The sequence below is a fragment of the Nonomuraea sp. NPDC050202 genome (assembly GCF_040656115.1).
Classification (GTDB): Bacteria; Actinomycetota; Actinomycetes; order Streptosporangiales; family Streptosporangiaceae; genus Nonomuraea.
In genome coordinates, this window is record NZ_JBFALF010000007.1 from 232,532 (window position 1) to 253,892 (window position 21,361).

The window sequence follows — 21,361 nt, forward strand, 5'->3', positions numbered from 1 at the left end:
TCACCCGCCAACGCACCGCCGGCGCGCCCAGGCAGCGGTGCACACCCCGCCACAATGTGCCACCGGCGCGCTCAGACGGCGGTCGCGCCCCCGTCGATGAACAGCACCTGCCCCGTCATGTACGCCGACGCCGCGCTGGCCAGGAACACGGCCGGCTGCGCCATCTCCTCCGCCGTCCCCCACCGCCGCATCGGCACGCTCGCCACCGTGGCGGAGCTCGACGCCTCGTCCTCCCACAGGTTGCGGTTGAGGTCGGTGGCCGTCCACCCGGGGCACAGGGCGTTGACCCGCACGCCGGAGCCCGCCCACTCCACGGCCAGCGTCTTGGTCAGCGCCACCAGCCCGGCCTTGGCGGCGGCGTAGGGGGCGAGCAGGGGCGCGCCGAGCGCGGCGACGGAGGCCACGTTGATGACCACCCCGTCGCCCCGGCCGAGCAGGTGCGGGGCGGCCGCGTGGCAGACGGCCATGGCGGAGTCGAGGTTGAGCCGCATCAGCTTGTCCCATCCGGACAGCCGCAGATCCTTGAACTCGACCAGGAAGTTCGACCCGCCCGCGTTGTTGACGACGATGTCGAGGTGACCGAGCCCGTCGATCGCGGCCGCGACGGCGGAGGCGGCGGCCTCGCGGTCGGTGAGGTCGGCGGGGATGACGACCGCGCGCCGCCCCAGCGCCTCGATCTCCTTGCCCACCTCGGCCAGCGTTCCGGCGGAGCGGGAGACGAGCGCCACGTCGGCCCCCGCCTCGGCGTACGCGAGCGCGATGGCCCGCCCGATCCCCTTCGACGCCCCGGTGATCAGGGCCTGCTTGCCCGCGAGATCGAATGCGCCCACGCCGCCTCCTCCATGGCCGGAAACCGAACAAGATTCTAAGGACATCTCCCCAGAAAGCGCCACCGGCGCGGGACCGCGAAGGTCCCGCGCCGGTCGCTCGGAGATCGAGGTCAGCCGAGGCCGCCCAGGAAGGTGTCGAGGAAGTCGGCGACGTCGTCGCCGAGCTTCCCGCCACGCATGCCCAGGTGACCCATGGCCCCTCGCCTGGTGTTGACCTCCATCTCGATCTTCTCGGGCCGGAAGATCTGCTTCTGACCCTGGCCGCTGCCGCCGCTGTTCGGCAGGTTCGACGGCGGCCTGCCCTGCGGGTACATGCGGCCGTTGCCGTACACGGTGTACGACTGGGTCGGCTGCACGCTGCCGTCGTTGCGGTAGACCTGGCTCGGCCGTGGCTGTGCCGGCTGCCTGGTCGCCTTCGGCGGCGACTGCCGCTGGACGGAGCGGTGGCTCGTGGGCCGCCTGGCGGGCCGCGAGCGCGCGTGCTGGATGCCGCGCGGGAGCTGGCCGGCCCGGTGGTTGCGCCGCTGGGCCGCCTGCGCCATGCGCCGCTTGGCCGCCGCCTCGCGACCCGCCTTCCTGATCTCCCGGCGGGCCCTGGCCGCGGCTCGCCGCTTCGCCGCCGCCTCGCGGGCCCGCTCGGCCGCCTCCCTGGCGCGCTTCCTGGCCTCGGCCAGCCGCTTGCGCTTGGCCTCGGCGGCCTTCCGCCTCTTCTCCGCCTCTCTGGCCCGCTTCTTGGCCTCCTCCCTGAGCTTCCGCTTCATCTCCTCCATCTTCCGCTTCCTGGCAGCCTCCTTGGCCTTCTTGATCGCGAGCTGCCGCAGACGGCGCTGGGCCGCCTTCTTCAGCAGGTAACGAGCACCGACGCGGACGCCGATGCCGACCACGACCCACACGAGCTGACCGTCGGGGTCGCTCATGGTGACGGGGCTGTTGTTGGCGTAGGCGTAGGCGTTGAGCTGCTGCGGATCGGTGTCGTCGATGATCGGGTCGACCGACAGGAACCGGCCGAACCTCGGGTCGTACTCGCGGGCGCCCAGGTGGACGAGCCCGGTCGAGGCGTCCTTCGTGCCGCCGACGAACCCGCGCTGCCCCGGCCACCACGGCGGTGGCGAGCCCCGGTCCTCGCCGAACGGGGTCTGCCTGCGCACGGCCAGCTCGCCGTTGCCCGCGTTCACCGCGGCCTGCGCGGTGCCCTGGTGGTCGGTGGCCATGAAGTAGACCTGGTTGTCCGGCGTGCGCACCGCGATGGGCTCGTCGCCGATGGTGTAGTAGCGGGTCTGCTCGACGGCGTCCTTGGCGTAGTCGAGACGCAGCTCCATGTCGTCGATGTAGAGCGTGGCGTCGGTGGGCGTCTTGCGGATCAGCCGGTCGCCCTCCGCGTCGTAGACGAACGACGTGGTCTTGCCCGCCTCGGTCACCGACTCCAGGTTGCCCTCGGCGTCCCACACCAGGCTCTGGTCGGAGTTGCCGACCTTGCGCCTGGTCGTGTTGCCCGCCGCGTCGTACTCGAACAGGTCCTGCCCGACGCTCCGCAGCGCGTGCGGCTGCTTGCCGCCCGGCTCGGGGTAGGTGTAGTCGCGCACCTGCTCGCCCCCGCCGCCGAAGGCGTGCTTGGTCTCCTTGGTCCGGTTGCCGGTGACGTCGTAGGCGTAGCTGACCGCGTACGGGGCCACGCCGCCGATCGTGCCGGACTGGGGTGAGCCGCTCGCGCAGTCGTCCGTGGCCGTCCACGCCGAGGTCAACCGGCGCAGGTGGTCATAGGTGAAGCACTGCGTGTCCTGGTTCGCCTTATCATTGATCTTGGTGATGTTGCCGATGGCGTCGTAGGTGTAGTTGACGTCCAGGTCGGTCTTGGTCGTGCCCTCGCGGTCCAGCCGCATGCTGGTCAGCCTGCGGGTGGACTCGTCGTGGGTGTAGGTGAGCCAGGTCTTCCTGCCGTTGTCGCCCAGCTCGTACTGCAGGGTCTCGCCGAGCTTGGAGTAGCGGGTCGCGTTCACGTACGCCGACAGGCCCGTGACCTTGACCGGCTGGCTGAGCGCGTCGTAGGTGTAGACGACCTGCTCCTCCGCCAGCCCGCCGCCCGCCGGGAAGCTGACCGACTGCACCTGGCCGTCGAGCGTGTAGCGGGTGTTGAGCTGGTAGGAGCCCGCCAGCTTGCCCTCCCGCTCCGGGACGGTCACGGTCTCGCGCAGCGGGCGGTAGTCGGCGTCGATGGCGTTGATCTCCGCCTTGTACGCCTGCCCGTCCACGTACCGGATGCTGGCGTTCAGGTGGCCCTTGGCCAGGGCGTCGTACTTCCACTCGGCCAGCAGCGTGCCGCTCGCCGAGCCCTCGCGCATCTCGGTCTTGCGGCCGAGGGCGTCGTAGCCGTACCAGAGCGTCCTGCCGCGCGAGTCGGTCGTGGAGACCAGTTCGTCGGCGTCGTTGTACGTCATCGTCGTGACGCCCTTGTCCGGGTCCTCGGTCTTGATCTCCCGGCCGCGGAAGTCGTAGTGGTGGCGCCAGACGTTGCCCGCCGGATCGGTCACCGTGGACAGGCGTCCCGCGTGGTCGTAGGTGTACTTGGTGGACTCGTACTCGCCGGTCGGGGTCGCGCCCTTGTACTGGCGCAGCTCGATCAGGCGGTCCTCGGCGTCGCCGATGCGGGTCGTCGCCGTGCCGCCCGGCGGCGGGGTGATGTGGATCCGGTCGCCCTCGTCCTTGGCGGTGACGCGGTACTTCTCCACGCCCTTGGCCTTGAGGAGCTGGGCGTTGACGTCGCCCACGCCGTCGAACAGCGTCACGACCTGGTTCGGCACGTCCGCGTCGGCCACCGCGAGCAGGGCGGTGGACGGCGTGCCCGTGGCGAAGTAGCCGGTGTTCTGCTTGTAGTCCTCACCCTGGGAGTTGTAGAAGGTGTCGGTGATCGTGCGGCCGTCGCGCAGCGCCGGGTCCTGCGTCTGGTCGTCGGTGGGCGCGGGTTCCTGGGTCTGGCGCTCGCGCATCAGGCCGTCGTACAGCTCGTGGCTCTCGGTGTAGCCGCCGTCGGCGCGCAGCGTCCTGGTGGTGACGACGCTGGGGCCGTCGGCCCGCATCAGGTAGGAGTACTCGGTGCTGGGCGACTGCCCTGCCGCCTTGTTGCGGTCGGGCTGCCAGACCTTGGTCAGGCGGCCCAGCGCGTCGTGCTCCATGTCGACGCGGCGGTTGTTGGTGTCGACCTCGGCGACGGGCTCGCCCCAGGCCGGCTCGATGAACGTGCGATCGACGTGGCCGAGGTCGTTGGTCTCCTTGATCTCGGTCGCCAGGGCGCCCGTGGCCGGGGTGTAGCTGGTCACGGTCTTGGTGCCGACCGTGTCGGTCTCGCTGGTCTCGCGGCCGTAGACGTCGTAGGTGTGCGTGGTGTCGGTGATCGTGGTGCCGTCGGCGTTGACGGTCTGCTGCACCGAGGTCACGTCACCCTTGCTCGGCGCCTGGCCGAACGCCTTGCCGTCGTACTGGACCTTCTCGTCGGAGATCAGCTCTCCGGCGGCCAGCGTGGAGACGGACGTGGCGCAGGGCGCGGCCACCTTCTGGACGCGGCTGGTGTAGTCGAGCATCCAGCTCGTGTCGTTGCGGGCGTAGGTGTAGCGGGTGCACCGGTCGTCGTCCGTGCTGGCCAGGTCGCCCTTCTCCTCGACCTGGGTGAGCAGGCCCTTGGCGTCGTACGTGCGCGCCTCGCCGGTGCGCCGCCACTTGCCGCCGGGCAGCGCCGTGCGGGTGACCATGGACTCGGCCTCGACCACGTACGCGGCCTTGGTGACGCCGCCCTGCGTGGACTCGGCCGTCTTCACCGACCAGGGCGCCTCGACGGTGGCCTTCAGCAGGGCGCCGCCGTCGCCGTCGTACAGGATCTCCTCGCGCTCGAAGCCCGAGTACTGGTCCAGGTCGTCCAGCTTGACGCCCTCGGAGTCCTCGACCTGCACGCTGCGCTTGGAGCCGTCGGCCTGCTTGTCGCCGTGCATGCCGCGGAAGTAGCGGAACTCCGTCAGCGTGCGCTTGGTGTCCTGCCCGTCGCCCTCGCGCACCCGTACCCTGCCGAACCCGCGGAAGTCCGACCACGTGCGGTGCTCGGGCTTGACCAGGATGTTGTCGGCGTAGCGCCAGGCGGCGCCGTCCAGGTACTCGTAGCTGGTGACCACGGCGGGCGCGGCCGCGACGCGGTCCACCTCGACCGTCTGCGCCACCACGTACTTGTGGAACCAGTCGGTGACCTCGGCCTCGTTCGGCGGGGCCCAGCGCTGCGGGAAGCAGAGCCTGGTGTTCTTGTCGGCGGCGGGCAGCGCGCCGGCCTGGCAGTCGGCGGCCTTGTAGTTGACCCGCAGCTCGCCGCCCGTGCCGTTGTCGACGGCCTGGACGCGCCACTTGACCAGCGGGGCGCGGCCCTCGGTGGCGTCCACCCGGTTGGGCAGCTGCACACCCTTGAACGTGGTCTTCGGCAGCGTGATCGTGCCGCCCACGTGGCCGGTCTGCTGGATCGAGGCCAGCCACAGCGCCGGGCTCAGCCCGTCACCGGTGGCCGGGAACTGGTGGGCCAGCGCCCAGGAGTCCACCGCGTAGTACTGACCGGCCGCGTTGAGCACCTGGGTGGTCACCTTGGTCAGCCGCTTGCGGCTGAAGAACGTCGGCGCCAGGCGGTCGACGCACTTCACTCCCGCGTCGCAGATCTGGTCGAACGGGACGTCCGGCCAGTGGCTCGCGGTCTCCTTCTTCAGCTCGGCCGGAGCGCAGGTGACGGTGCCGCTGGGCAGGCAGCGCTCGGCCACCTCGAACAGCACCCGGGACGCCGCGGGCTTGGTGAACAGCTCGCTGCTCAGATAGCCGTAGTCGATGCGGGTGAGGTACGCGTGCCGGTCGTACACCGTGCCCAGCTCGGGCTTGGAGTTGCGGCCGTAGTAGTTCTTCTCCTGGGCGTACCAGTAGGTGGTGGCGTTGCCGTGGGTGTCCACGGCGTAGTCGAGGTTCCACCGGTAGGCCTGCTGGCACCAGGCGTTGGCCGGGGTGCTGCTGTAGCAGGGCTCACCGCTGTTGTTGCCGAACACCGGCACCGTCTGCACCGACTTGGTCTCGGCCTTGCCGCTCACCCAGCCGGGCAGGCGGTTGAGGCCGAAGGTGTACTGGGTGCCGTCGGCGGTGGTCACCCGCCAGTGCTCGCCGTTGTTGTCGCCGTTCGTGGCGCCGGTCAGCGCCTCGATCCGGGTGCCGTCGTCGCGCTTGGGCCGCCACTGCTTGGTCGTGGCGTCCTTGATCAGCTCGATCGACGAGCCGCCCAGCGACAGGACGGCGTTGTCCTGGTCCCAGCACAGGTCGCCGGTCTTCTTGCCGTCGATCATGCAGGGCTTGTAGCGGCGCTCGATGTAGCCGCCGGGGCTGAGCTCGAAGCCCTCACCGGCCCAGGACGCCTGGTTGTTGGTGGAGGCGGTGCGCCCGTCCACGCTCTGCGAGGAGTAGCCGAGCGACAGCTCGGGCTCGTCGCCGCCCAGCGCGGGCGGGGTGCGCAGCTCGTAGTTCCAGGAGAAGTCGCCGGTCTGGGTGCCGACGCTCCAGTCGGCCGAGGGCGCCAGCGAGGTGGCGGAGTGGTCGCCCGACTGGCCGGAGGGTGCGGCGGCCAGCGCGTACACGGCGCCGGTCTCGACCTCGGCGGTCAGCGTGCCCGCCTTCGGGTCGTTGGCGCTCTTGACCGGCTCCGGCCGCGGGCAGCCCGCCGTGGCGGTGGCCGACTTCAGCGCACATTCCTGCAGCTTGACCATGCCGAGGCGGGCGCCGTAGTCGCCGCCGTAGGCGTAGCGGAAACCGGAGTAGTCGATCTTCAGCTCGGTCTTCTTCGCGGCCTTGGCGGTGGCGACCGCGACGCCCTGGCCCGGCGACACCCGCATCGCCAGGCCGAGACGGTCGGTCTCCAGCAGTTCCACGCTGACCGGGTCGCTGCTGCTCCGGTCGGCGGCCACCTGCACCGGGAACCCGGCCAGGGCCTTGGCCCTGCCGAGCTCCGCCTTCTGCGGCTTGGGCCAGGTGACCGCCGGCGGCGTCTGCCACGCCTGTTTCTGCACGGGATCGGCCGGCGGCGGCTGCACCGGCACACTCGTGCCCTTGACCGGGGTCTCCTTCTGCACCGACGGGGCCGAGCGGGACTCGGCCGCCGCGGGCATGGCGTTGACCAGGGGCAGCACAAGGACCATCGAGAGGGCGGCCGCCAGGCGGCGCGGCCACGGGGACTCGGGCCTGGCCACGTCCCGGAAGGTGTTCCAGGACGTGTCGGGCAGGTGGGGTTCGTCGGGTTCGGGTAAACGATTCCAGCGGGATTCGGGCAGGTCGAACTCATCCTGCGGGTCCATGTACCTCTCCCAGGTGAGGGGCGGAAAGGGAGACTTACTGGGCTGCTAGCTGGGCGATCTGCTCGGCGCTCAGGACGCCGTCGTAGGTGCGGACGTCGTCGACGGTCCCCGGCCAGTGGCCGGTGAAGACGCCCGCGGCCTTGGTCCGGCCCAGTTGCAGCGGGCCGGTGGCATTCCAGGTGCTCAGGTGATCGGTGACGGTGGTGGCGGACAGGCGGCCGTTGACGTAGACGCGGAGCTCACCGGCCAGCGCGTCGTACACACCGGCGATGTGCGTCCACTCCAGCGGGTTGGGGATGGCGTCGGAGCGGGTCCGTACGAGGGCGGCGGTGTCGGTGTCGGCGGCGGCCATGCCGAGCGTCCACCGCCCCTGCTCCTTGTCGAAGCCGAGCTGGAACCCGGCGGCCCGGCCGCCCGGCTGTGCCACGGCTGCCGTGTCGCGGGTGGGCAGGTAGTCGAGCTGGGTCCAGGCGGCGACGGTGAAGCCGGTCCTGGTGTTGACGGCGGGCGCGCTCGTCTGGGCGTGGCCGTTCACGCCGTCCAGCGCGAGGGCCCCGTCCAGCCAGCCCGATGTCCACGAGGCGGCTCCGGACAGCGTCGCGGCGGTCGCCCGGCCCGAGGAGTCGGCCGCCGACGTGCCGGACTCCTCGTCCAGCGCCCAGTGGCCCACCAGCGTGGCAGCGCTGTTGACCAGATCGGCGACCTCGTCGGCGAACATCGCGCGGCCGTAGGCGCGCACCTCGTCGACGTCCCCGGGCCAGTGGTCCGAAGCCGCCCCGCCGACCTTCCCTCGGCCGATCGTCAGGGGGCCCGTGGCGTTCCATGGGGTGGTGACGGCGGCAGTGCCCTCCAGCCGGCCGTTCACGTAGAGGGAGATCTGGCCTGCCGCCGAGTCGTAGACGCCGGCCAGGTGGGTCCATTCGTTCAGCCGCGGGGCCGCGGCCGACAGGGCGCGCACGGCGGGCGCGCCGTCGGTGTCCGAACCGGCCAGGGTCAGCGCCCAGCGGTCGTTGGCCTTGGCGTACTGCAGGGCGAACGCGCCCGTCCTGCCGCCTTCCTGGGTGACGGCGGTGGCGGAGGCGGCGTTGCCGGTCAGGCGGGCCCAGGCGGTGACGGTGAAGTTGCGGCTGGTGTCGATGACGGGGGCCGCGGTCTGCGCGTAGGAGTTGGCCAGCTTGAGCGCGGTGCCGGTCTTGCCCGTGGTCCAGGTGGCCCCGCTGAGCGTGGCCGGGTGCGCTCCCGTGGCGTCGGCGGCCGTGGCGCCCTGGCCGTCGTCCATCGTCCAGTGCCCGCTGGGACCCCTGCCCGAGTTGACGTTGAAGACGTAGGTGCGGATCGGGCCGAGCTGGCCGGCGCGGTCCTTGCTGCGCACGGCCAGCACGTTCGGGCCGTCGTGGCGCGGGGTCACCGCGATCGTGGCCCTGCCGTCCGCTCCGGGGGCGACCACGGTCGTGGGCGTGGTGTCCAGGCCCCAGACGTAGGCGGCCACGTCGGCGACGCCGTTCGGGCCGAAGGAGAACCTGCCGGGCAGGCCGACCCCGTCGCTCCAGCCGTTCTCGGTGTACTCGGGCGAGGAGACCTCGGGCTCCCTGCCGGGGGCGGTGGCGTCCACGGTGGCCTCGCACCAGGGGCTCCACGCGCTGGTGGCCTTGCCGTCCTCGGCGCGGACGCGCCAGCGGATCAGCGAGCCGTCGGCGTACAGGGTCTGCGGGATCGTGGCGGAGAAGGCGGTGCCGGTGGAGCCGAGCGGGGTGACGTACTCGCCGGTCTTCACGCCGGCGGCGTTGTACCACTCGAAACGGCCCTTGACCGAGTTGTCGGTGTCCTTGAGCTTGGCCCACAGCTTGGGCGCGGCGGTGGCGATGATCGGGCGGCCGTCACCGGAGACGCAGGGGCCGCCCGGGTCCGACCACACGTCGGCGGCGAGCGGGGCGGCCGGCAGCGAGTTGTACTCGATGACCAGGCTCGGGTTGTTCTTGAACTTCTTCCACGCGTAGACGTCGGTCTCGCTGGTGGCCCGCAGGCCGATGGTGGCCTGCGACCACTTCTTGGCGGCGGCGTCGGCGATCCACGACGTGACGTCGAACTCCACGCCGCCGGGCAGGCAGCTCGCGCCCCAGCCCTTGGCGACGTTCACCGTGGCGAGCAGCCTGCTCCACGACGGCTGGTTGTTCCACGTGGTGCTCTTGGTGACGGCGCCGGTGCCCCACGCCTCCACCTTGCGGGCGCTGCACGAGTACGACCACGTCTCGTACGTACGCAGCGTCGCCTTGATGATCTGCTTGCCGTGGATGGTCGAGCCCGTGGCCATGTTGAAGAACGAGCGGTTCTTCTGCGACTCGACGTGGCCCACCCGCGCGACGTCGCTGGAGTTGAGGTAGTTGGAGTTGGGCCAGTTGCTCCAGACGGCCGTCCACGAGCCGCGCGCGGCCGAGAAGTACGGGTCCAGGTAGACGGGGAACTTCGTCCTCGCGTCCGACAGCATCTGCAGGTCGGGCTTGAGCCGCAGGTTCCTGCCCTTCAGCTCCACGCCCATCGTGGCCTCGCGGGCCTCGGGCGAGCGGCCCTCCTTCAGCGCCTTGGGGCTGGTGATGCCCTGGGAGTCCCACATCTTCGGGGTGGGCGCGATGAAGATCGTGCCCTCGTTCTCGTCGGTGGCCTCCAGGTTGCCCGCCCTGTCGGCCTCCAGCGTCAGGCCGTCGGCCGTGAGCGGGTAGGTCAGCTCGGTCAGCCCCGCGGCGGCGGCCCGCGACTTGACCACCAGCAGGTGTGAGAAGCCGTCCACGTCGGCGGTGACCTGGAGGTCCACGCCCGGCATGACCTCGGCGTAGGTGGCGGTGTCGCCGCTCAGCGTGGGCTTGGGCAGCGCGCCGGTCCAGCCGAGCTCCATCGACTTGGCGCCGCGCGACAGGCGGGCCAGTGGCGTGCTGCCGCCGCCGGAGAAGGCCAGGTCCACCGCGGCGGCGACCGGCTCCACCGCGCCGTCGGGGCGCAGGCGCAGCGTGGTGTCCACGGGCACCCAGCGGCCGTCCTTGCGCACCCGGACGGGCCGGACGTTGAGCTCCATGGTCATCGTGCCGTCGGGCTGGGCGAAGACCGTGCGCGTCTCGCTGCGCAGCGACTCCACCTCGACCGGCTTGCCGGCAGTGCGCGCCGCGGCCACCGCGGCCCGCTCCTGCGCTGGTTGAGCGGCCGCGGGCCGCTCGGGTTCGTCCTGCGCGGCCACCGGTTGGGGGGCCGTCAATGCCGTGATAGATAACGCCGCCGCGACCAGTCCATGCACTACCCGCATACGTGCCTCGCCCATGCCGAGCAGGGATTACGCCCGGGGCAGGAGGCCGCCCGGCGTCTCCACGATCTTCTGTTGACGATCGGATTCTCACTCCGGCCCGTCCACGGGGTCCATAGTTCTGGTCATTCTGCTCAAAGATTTCTTCATGACCGCACTATGGGCGCGAGGTTTTCGTCAGACCTCCGTCGGCAGCGGCCAGGCGGCCGGGTTGACCCGTTTGACGATCTCGTCCAGCACGATCCGCACGTACGGCTCCCCCACCCACAGGTGCTTGGCCCCGTCCACCCCGATCACCTCGGCCTGCGGCACCCTGGCGAACCGGGCGCGGGCCTCCTCCGGCCGCAGGTAGTCGTCGAACTCCGGCACCAGCGCCGTCAGCGGCCGGCCGAACGCCGCCCAGGAGTCGAGGTCGGCGTCGGTGGCCCTGTGCAGCGGCGGCGAGAGCAGGATCGCGCCCTCCACCAGCGGGTCGTGCGCCCACTTCAGCGTCAGCTCGGTGCCGAACGACCAGCCGACCACCCACACGTGCGGCAGGTCGTGGTACTCGGCGTACTCCAGCGCCGCGGCCACGTCGTACCGCTCGCCCTCGCCGCCGTCGAACGCCCCCTGGGAGGTGCCGCGCTCGGAGGAGGTGCCGCGGGTGTTGAAGCGCAGCACGGCCAGGTCGGCCAGCGCGGGCAGCCGGTTGGCGGCCTTCTTGTAGACGTGGCTGTCCATGAACCCGCCGTGGGTGGGCAGCGGGTGCAGGGTCACCAGCGTCGCCACCGGCGGCCGGTCGAGGGGCTGGGCCAGCTCGCCAACCAGGGCCAGGCCGTCGGCCGTGTGCAGCTCGATCGGCTCCCGCCGGGCGGGCAGCACCGTCGCCGCGCGAATCTCCACCGAAAGGTCCCTTCAGTAACGGGTGCGGCCGGGGCCGCGGTCGAGTCTCTTACGCCAGCAGGCCTGGTGCCAGTGGCGGCGCTCCTCGTCGCCGCCCGTCCAGTTGGGCCAGGCCACGAGGTGCGGCTGGCCGCTGCGGATCTCCTGGTCACAACCGGGGCACCGGTAGTTCTTGGTCGAGGAGGCGCCGGTGAGCATGCGCACCTTCCACTCCCCGTCGGGCCATTCCTCCACCTTGTCCAGGCCGGTCGGGAAGCCGAAAGGGCGGGAGGACTCCCTCCGGCGGGCACGGCGAGGGCTCATCCGCGGGGGAACCCGCTCGCGGCACCCCTCGTGCCAGGACCGATCACACCCACCCGTTCGAACGCCATGCGTCCAGTTTTCCAGAGGCACTAAGGTGGACGGTCATGCGGCTGGTCATCGCGCGATGCAGCGTGGATTACATCGGACGGCTCACGGCACACCTGCCGATGGCGCCGAGGCTCGTGCTCATCAAGGCGGACGGCAGCGTGAGCATTCACGCCGACGACCGCGCTTTCAAGCCGCTCAACTGGATGAATCCGCCGTGCAAGCTCAAGGAGGACGGCGAGACCTGGACGGTCACCCACGGCAAGACCGGCGAGAAGCTGGTCCTGACCATGGCGGAGATCCTCCACGACTCCAGTCACGAGCTGGGGGTGGACCCCGGGCTGATCAAGGACGGCGTGGAGGCCCACCTGCAGGAGCTGCTCGCCGAGCACATCACGACGCTGGGCGAGGGGTATTCGCTGGTCCGGCGCGAGTACATGACGGCGATCGGGCCCGTGGACATCCTGTGCAGGGACGCCACGGGGGCGACGGTGGCGGTGGAGATCAAGCGGCGCGGCGAGATCGACGGGGTCGAGCAGCTCACGCGCTACCTGGAGCTGCTCAACCGCGATCCGCTGCTCTCTCCCGTACGCGGGGTCTTCGCGGCTCAGGAGATCAAGCCCCAGGCCCGCGTGCTGGCCGCCGACCGCGGCATCGACTGCGTGACGCTCGACTACGACGCCCTGCGCGGCATCGAGCCGGAGAACCCGACCCTCTTCTAGCCGTCTCCCCGGCAGGGCGGGACGGCTCCTCTCATGTTGTGACATTCCAATGTTGACAGGTCATATTTGGACGTTTTACCTTCGACCTATCAACATTGGAGGCTCGATGTCCCCCACGTACCTCAGCGGCAACCTCGCTCCCGTCCCCGACGAGATCGACGCCCACGACCTGACCGTCGCCGGCGAGCTGCCGGAGGAGCTGACCGGCCGTTACTTCCGCAACGGCCCCAACCCCCGCCCCGGTGAGGACCCCGGCCACTGGTTCGCCGGCCACGGCATGCTGCACGGCGTGCGCCTGCGCGACGGCCGCGCCGAGTGGTACCGGAACCGGTGGGTGCGCACCAAGCAGTTCACCGAGAACGCCCCCTTCGCCGGCCAGACCGGCGTCGACCTGGCGGCCGTCTCCGCCAACACCCACGTCGTCCGGCACTCGGGCCGCATCCTGGCCCTGGTCGAGAACGGCTTCCCGTACGAGGTGACGCCCGAGCTGGACACCGTCGGGCCGGTGGACTTCGGAGGGCGGCTCACCACCGCGATGACCGCCCACCCCAAGCAGGACCCGCTCACCGGCGAGCTGCACTTCTTCGGCTACGGCTTCTTCCCGCCGTATCTCACCTACCACCGGCTGTCGGCGGACGGCGAGCTGGTGGAGAGCAAGGAGATCGAGGTGCCTGGCCCGACGATGATGCACGACTTCGCCGTCACCGAGCACCACCTCGTCTGGCTCGACCTGCCGATGGTCTTCCGCCTGGAACGCGGCGGCATGCCGTACGCGTGGGAGGACGGCTACGGCGCCAGGATCGGCGTGACACCCAGGGCGGGCGGGCCGACGCGGTGGTTCGAGGTGGACCCCTGCTACGTCTTCCACGTCGGGAACGCCTGGGAGGACGCTCACGGGCGCATCGTCCTCAACGCGGCCCGGTACACCCGCGACCGCTTCACGCCGTTGTGGGACCAGATCGGCGGCGCGGAGGACCCCGCGGTGTCGGCCGCCGCCTCCGGAGCGGCCGTGCTGCACCGGTGGACGCTCGACCCGGTGACGGGCGTGGCCAAGGAGGAGCAGCTGGACGACCGCAACGTGGAGTTCCCGACGTTCAACGAGGACCTGCTCGGGCGGCAGAGCCGCTACCTCTACACGGTCGGCGAGGACAGCCTGGTCAAGTACGACCAGCGCGACGGCGGCTCCCAGGTCAGGAAGACCGGGGGCGACACGGGCGAGGCGGTGTTCGTACCGGCCGACGGGGCGTCCGGGGAGGACGAGGGGTGGCTGCTGTCCGTGGTCACCGCGGGCGACTCCTCGCAGTTGCTGGTGCTGGACGCCCGCGACCTGTCCGACGTGGCCTCGGTACGGCTGCCGCGCCGCGTGCCCGCCGGCTTCCACGGGTCCTGGCTGGGAGAGGAGTGAGGACGATGCGGATCAGAGCCGCTCGGTGGGAGCACGAGGCAGAGGCGATCGGCGACGCGCTGGCCAGGGCCTTCCACGACGATCCGGTGATCCGGTGGCTGCTGCCCGACGAGAAGGGCACCGCCGCCATGTTCGTCGCGCTCGCCCGGCACATCCACGCCGTCACCGACGTGGCCGGCGACATCTCCGGCGACATCTCCGGCGTGGCGATCTGGGACCCGCCCGGTCACCGGCCCGACGAGGAGGCCGGTGTCCCGGGCCTGGTCGCCGCGATGGGGGACCGGGTCTCGTACGGGATCACGCTCGACGAGACCATGGCCGGGCACCGGCCCGAGCAGCCGCACTGGTACCTGGCCCAGCTCGGCACGGTGCCGGAGCTGCAGGGCACGGGCGTGGGCAGCGCCCTCATGCGGGAGGGGCTGGCTCGCTGCGACGCGCCCGTCTATCTGGAGAGCAGCAAGGAGTCGAACGTCCCCTTCTACGAGAAGCACGGCTTCCGGGTCACCGAGCGCTTCACGCTGCCCGACGGCCCGCCGGTATGGGGAATGTGGCGACCTGCCCCCTGATTGTGGTAAGTGACGCCTTACCGGATTATCGTGACGCCATGACGACGCTGACGTTCGACTCACTCAACCCGGCGACCGGCGAGATCGTCGGCAGTCACCCCAAGCAGACCCCCGACGCCGTGCACCAGGCGGTGGGCCGGGCCGAGGAGGCCGCCGCGTGGTGGGCCGCGCTCGGCCCGGCCGAGCGCAGGCGGCGGCTGCTCGACTACAAGGCGGTCCTCGCCCAGCACCTCAGGGAGCTGGCCACGCTCATCCACCAGGAGACGGGCAAGCCGGTGGGTGACGCCACGCTGGAGCTCGTGCTCACCCTCACGCATCTCGACTGGGCCGCGCGCAACGCCCAGAAGGTGCTCGGGCGCCGCCGGGTGGCCACCGGCATGATCGGCCTCAACCTGGCCGCCACCCTCGAGTACCTCCCGCTCGGCGTCGTCGCCGTCATCGGCCCGTGGAACTATCCGGTCTTCACGCCCATGGGCTCCATCGCGTACGCGCTGGCGGCCGGCAACGCGATCGTGTTCAAGCCCAGCGAGCTGACCCCCGGCGTCGGCGTGCGGCTGGCCGAGCTCTTCGCGGAGTCGGTGCCCGAGCACCCCGTGTTCCAGACCCTGACGGGGCTGGGCGAGACCGGCGCGGCGCTGGCGGCCGACCCCCGGGTGAGGAAGGTCGCCTTCACCGGCTCCACCGCCACGGCCAAGCGGGTCATGGCCGCCTGCGCCGAGAATCTCACGCCGATCGTGGCCGAGTGCGGCGGCAAGGACGCGTTCATCGTGGACGCCGACGCCGACCTCGGGGCGGCCGCCGACGCCTGCCTGTGGGGCGCGATGGCCAACGCCGGGCAGACCTGCGTCGGCGTCGAGCGGGTCTACGTCGTGGACGCCGTCTATGAAAGTTTCATGCGCGAGCTGTCCGAGCGGGTGACGAAGGTGAAGGCCGGCGAGCACTACGGGCCGATCACCATGCCAGGCCAGGTGGAGATCATCAAGCGGCACATCGACGACGCCACGAAGGCGGGCAAGGTGGTCACGGGCGGGCCCGGCTCCGTGCGGGCGCCGTACGTGGATCCGGTGATCGTCGAGGACGTGCCGGAGGACTCGCCCGCCGTCCGCGAGGAGACGTTCGGCCCCACCATCACGGTGCGCCGCACCCGCGACGCGCAGGAGGCGTTGTCGCTGGCCAACGCGTCGGCGTACGGGCTGGGCGGCACGATCTTCAGCCGGAACGCCCGCCGCGCGGCGGAGCTGGCGCGCCTCATGCGCAGCGGGATGACCGCGATCAACTCCGTCATCTCCTTCGCCGGGGTGCCCGCGCTGCCCTTCGGCGGGATCGGCGATTCGGGGTTCGGCAGGATTCACGGAGCCGACGGGCTGCGCGAGTTCGCCCGGCCGAAGGCGATCGCCCGGCAGCGCTTCGCGATGCCCGGGATGAACCTGACATCGTTCAATCGAGGGCCCGCGGAGCTTGAGCGGCTGGTCAGACTCGTCACGTTCTTGCACGGCCGACGTAAAAGATAATCTTCTTACCCTTTCCCTTAACGGATCATCCGTCCATAATTGTGTGCTCTGGGGGCCACGATCATGTTGGACGGGTGGAATGTGAACCGGTCTTACCGGGGAATGTCGGCTGAGCAAAGGCTGGCAGACAGACGCGAGCGGCTGATGACGGCCGCGTACACGCTATACGCGAAGCCGGGTTTCACGGCGACGACCATCGAAAGGCTGTGCTCGGAGGCGAGGATCTCCAACCGCGCCTTCTACGAATGTTTCGGCGGACGCGAGGAGCTCCTGCAGGCGTTGCACGAGCGCTGCGTGGAGGAAAGCCTCTCGGTCGTCGCCAAGGCGCTGGAGGAGGCGCCGACCACGCTTGACGGCAGAGTCAGGGCCGGGATTCGCGCCTATATCGAGTTCACCACGGCCGACTGGCGGCGGGCCCGGATCATGCATGTCGAGGTGCGCAGATCGGGAGACGTCCTGACACTCTCCCGTCAGCGCGCGGTGGCCGCGTTCGCGCGGCTGGTCGAGGACGCGTCCGCCGATTTCCCGCTCGGCACCGGGTTGAATCGGCGCCTGGTGGCACTCGGAGTCATTGGGGCGTTACAAGAGTTGCTCATCGAATGGCTGCTCGCGGAGGACCAGCCGGGCATCGACGAACTCGTCGCGGTGGCCGTCCACATCTTCAATCGCAGCCTCGGCACCGGCTGAGCGCGTTATCCACCGGTCATTCATCGGGCGTTTAGCGGACTCGGTCAGCCGAAAACTACATTTTGTCTAAGTATGGAAAGAGCGGGCAACGGCTGATCGTCGCCCGCTCCGATATGTCACCTCAGGCCACCGCGGCCGCCGGAGCCTCCACGTGCAGCACCCGATTCAGCCGGGTCACCGCGAGAATCCGCATGATCCGCGGTGGCACCCCCCGAAGAACGAGTCGGCGCTCGACGCTCAGCGCGCGCCTGTGCGCCCCCACGAGCACGCCGAGGCCGGTGGCGTCGATCATCTCCAGCTTGGAGAGATCCAGGATCAGATCGCCCTCGCCGGAGTCGAGCGCCTTGTGCAGGCGCTCTCGCACTCCGGCCGACGTGCCGGCGTCGAGCCGGGCCCCGATCCGCACCACCTGGGCACCCGGATTGCCCCGGACGCGCATGCCACCTCCTCAGTCACGTACGCACGTACGTAGTACCCCCCTACCCCGTCAGCGGCAATGACACGACCGCCGTGAGCAGGAACTGTCCGTCGGCCGTCGGGTTCGCCGTCATCCTGCCGCCCACGGCGGCCAGCCGCTCGCCCATGCCCGCCAGTCCGCTCCCCAGATCCACCGCCTGACGGCGGGCCACGCCGTCGTTGCGCACGATGAGCTCCGCCTCCTGCGCGGTGAAGCTGATGGTGATCTCGCAGAACGTCGCCGTGCTGTGTTTGAGTACGTTCGTCACCGCCTCGCGCACGGCGTAGGCGAACACCGGCGCCACGCCGGGCGGCAGCTCGCGGTAGGGCAGGCGCACCTCGCAGCGGACCCCCGCCGCTTCGAGCACACCTTTCACGCTATTCACCTCGGCGGCCAAGTCAAGCTCGCGGTAGCCGCGCACGGCCTGCCGCAGCTCCTTGAGCGCCTTCCTGGTCAGCGTGTTCACCTCGGCCATCTCGCCCCTGGCTGCGTCCCCGTCCACGTCCGACAGGCGTACGGCCAGCTCGGTCTTGACCGCGATGGCCGAGAGCTGGTGCCCCACGAGATCGTGCAGGTCCCTGGCGAAGCGCAGCCGCTCCTCGGCCAGCGCCAGCTTCGTGTGCGCCTCGCGGCCCTTGTGCGCCTCCTCCGCCAGCATCCAGATCCAGACCCACAGCCGGTTGGACGGCGGCACCACGACGCAGAAGACCCCGTAGATCAGCGCGTTGAAGAACAGCACCTCCTGGAACGTCAGGTCCATCCCACCGGCGAACAGGTTGTCCTGCCAGGTCAGGGTCGACACCCCCACACAGGTCAGCCACGTGCCCACCGCGACCATCAGCGAGGCACGGCGGGGGATGTGCAGGGTGGCGATGGACAGCCAGGCCACGAGCACGAAACCCCACGCTGTGGGGGCCGCCCCACCCACGACGGCGGCGGTCAACGCGAGGACCGCCGCCACCGCCACCAGCCTGGTGGGGTAGCGGCGGTCCAGGACCGCGCGGATGATGCGCGGGCACAGAGAGGTGAAACCGATCGCGGCGATCAGCGCGAGCGCGATGCGCCGCCAGTCCAGCTGCCCGTCCTCGAGCCTGACGCCGACGCTGATGGCGATGACCACCCACGTGGCGGCGATGCCCGATATCAGAACGTGCCAGGTGTAGCGCCGTGCCCGTTCGATCTCATTCATCTACCGGCTACGCAGCACTTCGCCGAACTTCAGCCTGGCCCCCGTCCGCAGCACGGCCCGCTCGTACACCGTGGCACCGAGCTTCAGCACCACCAGCACGGCCAGCAACATCGCCGCCATCGAGGCCCCCACCTGCCACATCGGCACGTCGGTCGCGGCCATCCGCACCGGCATGACCATGGAGGAGAACGGCGGGACGTACGACAGCACCGTGGCCAGCGTGCTCGTGGGCTCGTTGGTGACGTAGAACGACACGAAGTAGGTGGCCATGATCATCATGGTGAGCGGGGTCAGCACGCTGTTCACCTCCTCCTGGCGGGAGACCAGCGAGGCGAACGCCGCCGACAGCGTGGCGAAGAAGGCGTACCCGAGCACGAACCACAGCAGCACCGCGACCACCAGCCCCACCATGCCCGGCGGGAAGTCGGCGGCCAGGCCGGAGACCGACGAGGCGCCCAGACCGATCACCAGGATCGTGACCAGGTTGATCAGGCCGAGCACGCCCAGGCCGAGGATCTTGCCGCCGAGCAGCTGCCACGGCCGCACCGAGGCCAGCAGGATCTCCACGATCCGGCTGCCCTTCTCCTCGACCACCCCCATGGCCACCATCACGATCTGCCCCATGAGCAGCATGAACAGCAGCAGCACGAGCACGGTGGCGATGCCCTGGCGCGCGGCCTCGTACCGGGTGTCGGCGCCCACGGACTGCATCTCCAGCGGCGGGATGGCCACGCCGGCGGCGCCCAGCTTGAACTCGCGGTTGACGCTCTGCAGCAGCACCCCGAGCTCGGTCTCGATCTCCCCGTCGGTGAGCACCCTGCTGTTGTCGACCAGCGCCGCGTCCAGGTCACCGTCGAGCACGGCCTGCTTGGCCGCCGCCTCGTCGGCGAACTTGCGCCACTCGAACTCGGTGTCGGGAGCGGCGGCGTGCAGCGGGAGCTGCTGGGAGTTGACGAGGCCGATGGTGTAGGTGTCGCCCCCGCCCATGATCCTGGGCAGGAAGGACACCGCCCCCACCAGCAGCGCCGTGACGAGCAGGCCGATCACGAACGCCCTGGTCCTGACCTGCGTGCTGATCTCGCGCCGGGCGACCAGCCACAATCCGTTCACGCCACGGCCTCCTTGAAGATCTCGGTGAGGGACGGCTGCTCGACGCCGAAGTGCTCGACGTGCCCGGCCTTCATGGCGCGGCGCAGGATCTCCTGGTCGTCGCCCTCGTTCGTCAGCAGGATGTGCCTGTCACCCCGCACGGTCACCGTGCCGGGCAGGCCGTCGGCCCAGCCGGGAGCCGGCTCGCGGACGACCACGCGCAGCGTGTCGCTCTCGGCGGCCCGCAGGTCGGCCACCGAGCCGGAGGCCACCATCCGGCCCGCGGAGACGATGCCGACGGAGTCGCACAGCCGCTCGACGAGTTCGAGCTGGTGACTGGAGAAGATCACCGGCACGCCGCCCCTGCACCGCTCCTGCAGCACCGTGGCCAGCGCGTCCACCGCGATCGGGTCCAGGCCCGAGAACGGCTCGTCGAGGATCAGCAGCTCGGGGTCGTGCACCAGAGCCACGGCGAGCTGCACGCGCTGCTGGTTGCCCAGCGAGAGCGCCTGCACCATGTCGCCCCTGCGCTCGGTCAGCCCGAGCCGCTGCAGCAGGTCGTCGGTGGCCTGCTTGGCGGCCGGCGCGCTCAGCCCGTGCAGGCGGCCGAAGTACTCGATCTGCTCGGCGACCCGCATCTTCTGGTACAGGCCGCGCTCCTCGGGCATGTACCCGAACCGGTGCCGGTCGTCGTGGCCGAGGGGCCGGCCCTGCCAGCTCACCGAACCGGAGTCGGCCTGGAGCACGCCCATCACGATGCGCATCGTCGTCGTCTTGCCCGCGCCGTTGGCACCGACGAAGCCGAACATCTCGCCCGTCCGCACCGTGAAGCTGATCCCGTCGAGGGCGACCTTGCCGCCGGGGGCGTCGGGGCCGCCCGCGAAACGCTTGCGCAGCTCGCTGATCTCGAGCATCAGGTCATCTCCTTCGTCATGGGTCAATAGTGGCCTTGTCCGGGTTCGCCCAGGTAGTCGTGGAAATCACCGGCCGGATGTGGATCTCGCGGAGGATTCGGATGACATTTGTCACTACGCTGAAACCATGACGCGCGCCGACAAGGACAAGCCTGTCGTTCTCTCACATATCTACACCCGGGGCGGAGACGACGGCACTACAGCGCTGGTCGACATGAGCCGCACCGCGAAGACCGACTCCCGGCTGGCGGCCTACGCCGACGTGGAGGAGGCCAACGCCCATCTGGGCCTGGCGCTGTCGCACGGGACGTTCCCCGACGAGCTGGCCCAGTGCCTGGTACGCATCCAGAACGAACTCTTCGACGTCGGGGCCGATCTGGCCACGCCGGTCGTCCCGGATCCGCAGTTCCCGCCGCTGCGGGTGGAGCAGTCGTACATCGACCGCCTGGAGCAGCAGATCGACCGCTTCAACGCCGATCTCAAGCCGCTACGCAGCTTCATCCTGCCGGGCGGCGACCCCGCCACGGCCGCCCTCCACGTGGCCCGCGTCACGGTACGCCGGGCCGAACGTACGGCCTGGGCCGCCCTGGAGGCCCACGACGACATGAACCCGCTGACGGCCAAATACCTCAACCGGCTGTCGGACCTGCTGTTCGTCGCCTGCCGCGTGGCTCACGCCGGCAACGAGCTCCTCTGGAAGCCCGGCGGCACCCGCTGACCGCGGCGGCCTGGCTACGCGACGTCCAGATAGGCGCTGGGCGGCGCGGACTCCAGCCAGGCCAGGAACCCCGTCATCGCATCAGCGCTCATCGCCAGCGAGATCCCCCGGGTGCTCCCCGTGCAGTCGACCGCGAAGAGACCCCCGTCGATCTCCCGCCGGGCGGATACAACAAGGCCGCGCCTCGCGATTGCGTGACGCGGCCGGAGTCGAACGCCGAGCAGCGGGATCCAGTGGAGCTCCCCGTCGGCGTACCGGGCTACTCCGCTCTGCCACCCGCGGTCCCCCACCCGCAGGCGACAGGGCACACTGCCGCGCGAACGGGCAAGCGTCACCCCGCGCAGCACGATGAGGGCGGCCAGCAGCACTACGAGAATCACAACCGTCGCTACCATGCCGCCCCC

16 protein-coding genes are annotated in these 21,361 nt (G+C 70.5%); 6 read left to right on the top strand and 10 right to left on the bottom strand.

What is annotated here, in order from left to right:
• Window positions 1–71 precede the first annotated feature (71 nt).
• From AB0I79_RS22160 to AB0I79_RS22180, 5 genes are all read right to left on the bottom strand, one after another.
• A complete protein-coding gene (locus tag AB0I79_RS22160; protein ID WP_357875740.1) occupies window positions 72–830 on the bottom strand; it encodes an SDR family NAD(P)-dependent oxidoreductase in 759 nt (252 codons plus the stop codon).
• Window positions 831–940: 110 nt separating this feature from the next.
• Window positions 941–7,180 carry an RHS repeat-associated core domain-containing protein gene (locus AB0I79_RS22165; RefSeq protein ID WP_357875742.1) on the bottom strand — a complete coding sequence of 2,080 codons (6,240 nt, stop codon included), beginning with the start codon at window positions 7,178–7,180 and terminating at the stop codon, window positions 941–943.
• 34 nt (window positions 7,181–7,214) lie between these two features.
• Window positions 7,215–10,424: a LamG-like jellyroll fold domain-containing protein gene (locus tag AB0I79_RS22170; protein WP_357875744.1), complete on the bottom strand. Its 3,210-nt coding sequence runs from the start codon at window positions 10,422–10,424 to the stop codon at window positions 7,215–7,217.
• A 222-nt stretch (window positions 10,425–10,646) separates the two neighbouring features.
• Window positions 10,647–11,351: an alpha/beta fold hydrolase gene (locus AB0I79_RS22175; RefSeq protein WP_357875746.1), complete on the bottom strand. Its 705-nt coding sequence runs from the start codon at window positions 11,349–11,351 to the stop codon at window positions 10,647–10,649.
• A 12-nt stretch (window positions 11,352–11,363) separates the two neighbouring features.
• Window positions 11,364–11,654: an ATP/GTP-binding protein gene (locus AB0I79_RS22180; RefSeq protein WP_357875748.1), complete on the bottom strand. Its 291-nt coding sequence runs from the start codon at window positions 11,652–11,654 to the stop codon at window positions 11,364–11,366.
• Window positions 11,655–11,758: 104 nt separating this feature from the next.
• Between AB0I79_RS22180 and nucS the strand changes: the two genes are divergently transcribed.
• The 5 genes from nucS (at window position 11,759) to AB0I79_RS22205 (ending at window position 16,590) form a co-directional block, all read left to right on the top strand.
• A complete protein-coding gene (gene nucS / locus AB0I79_RS22185; protein WP_357875750.1) occupies window positions 11,759–12,421 on the top strand; it encodes an endonuclease NucS in 663 nt (220 codons plus the stop codon).
• A 106-nt stretch (window positions 12,422–12,527) separates the two neighbouring features.
• Window positions 12,528–13,826, top strand: a complete 1,299-nt coding sequence (locus AB0I79_RS22190) for a carotenoid oxygenase family protein (RefSeq protein ID WP_357875752.1) — start codon at window positions 12,528–12,530, stop codon at window positions 13,824–13,826.
• A 5-nt stretch (window positions 13,827–13,831) separates the two neighbouring features.
• Window positions 13,832–14,392: a GNAT family N-acetyltransferase gene (locus tag AB0I79_RS22195; protein WP_357875754.1), complete on the top strand. Its 561-nt coding sequence runs from the start codon at window positions 13,832–13,834 to the stop codon at window positions 14,390–14,392.
• A gap of 38 nt (window positions 14,393–14,430) precedes the next feature.
• On the top strand, window positions 14,431–15,903 hold the full coding sequence (locus tag AB0I79_RS22200) for an aldehyde dehydrogenase family protein (RefSeq protein ID WP_357875756.1): 1,473 nt from the start codon (window positions 14,431–14,433) through the stop codon (window positions 15,901–15,903).
• 144 nt (window positions 15,904–16,047) lie between these two features.
• Window positions 16,048–16,590 (top strand): TetR/AcrR family transcriptional regulator, encoded by a 543-nt coding sequence (locus AB0I79_RS22205; RefSeq protein ID WP_357875758.1) that lies wholly within the window; start codon window positions 16,048–16,050, stop codon window positions 16,588–16,590.
• A gap of 121 nt (window positions 16,591–16,711) precedes the next feature.
• On the opposite strand, the gene AB0I79_RS22210 is transcribed toward AB0I79_RS22205, so the two are convergent.
• Genes AB0I79_RS22210 through AB0I79_RS22225 form a run of 4 tightly spaced genes read right to left on the bottom strand, consistent with a single transcriptional unit; the run spans window position 16,712 to window position 20,239 of the window.
• Window positions 16,712–17,029 (bottom strand): STAS domain-containing protein, encoded by a 318-nt coding sequence (locus AB0I79_RS22210; RefSeq protein ID WP_225272131.1) that lies wholly within the window; start codon window positions 17,027–17,029, stop codon window positions 16,712–16,714.
• Window positions 17,030–17,069: 40 nt separating this feature from the next.
• Window positions 17,070–18,236 (bottom strand): histidine kinase, encoded by a 1,167-nt coding sequence (locus tag AB0I79_RS22215; protein WP_357875761.1) that lies wholly within the window; start codon window positions 18,234–18,236, stop codon window positions 17,070–17,072.
• Window positions 18,237–19,346 (bottom strand): ABC transporter permease, encoded by a 1,110-nt coding sequence (locus AB0I79_RS22220; protein ID WP_357875763.1) that lies wholly within the window; start codon window positions 19,344–19,346, stop codon window positions 18,237–18,239.
• Entirely contained in the window at window positions 19,343–20,239 is an 897-nt protein-coding gene (locus tag AB0I79_RS22225) for an ATP-binding cassette domain-containing protein (protein WP_357875765.1), read from the bottom strand. The genes AB0I79_RS22220 and AB0I79_RS22225 overlap by 4 nt, the downstream gene beginning before the upstream one ends.
• 127 nt (window positions 20,240–20,366) lie before the next feature.
• On the opposite strand from AB0I79_RS22225, the gene AB0I79_RS22230 reads away from it, so the two are divergent.
• Window positions 20,367–20,957 carry a cob(I)yrinic acid a,c-diamide adenosyltransferase gene (locus AB0I79_RS22230; RefSeq protein WP_357875767.1) on the top strand — a complete coding sequence of 197 codons (591 nt, stop codon included), beginning with the start codon at window positions 20,367–20,369 and terminating at the stop codon, window positions 20,955–20,957.
• Window positions 20,958–20,971: 14 nt separating this feature from the next.
• Here the strand turns inward: AB0I79_RS22230 and AB0I79_RS22235 are convergent, their stop codons facing one another.
• The gene (locus tag AB0I79_RS22235) at window positions 20,972–21,352 is read right to left on the bottom strand and encodes a DUF2550 domain-containing protein (protein WP_357875769.1); all 381 of its coding nucleotides are present in this window, start codon (window positions 21,350–21,352) and stop codon (window positions 20,972–20,974) included.
• Window positions 21,353–21,361 lie beyond the last annotated feature (9 nt).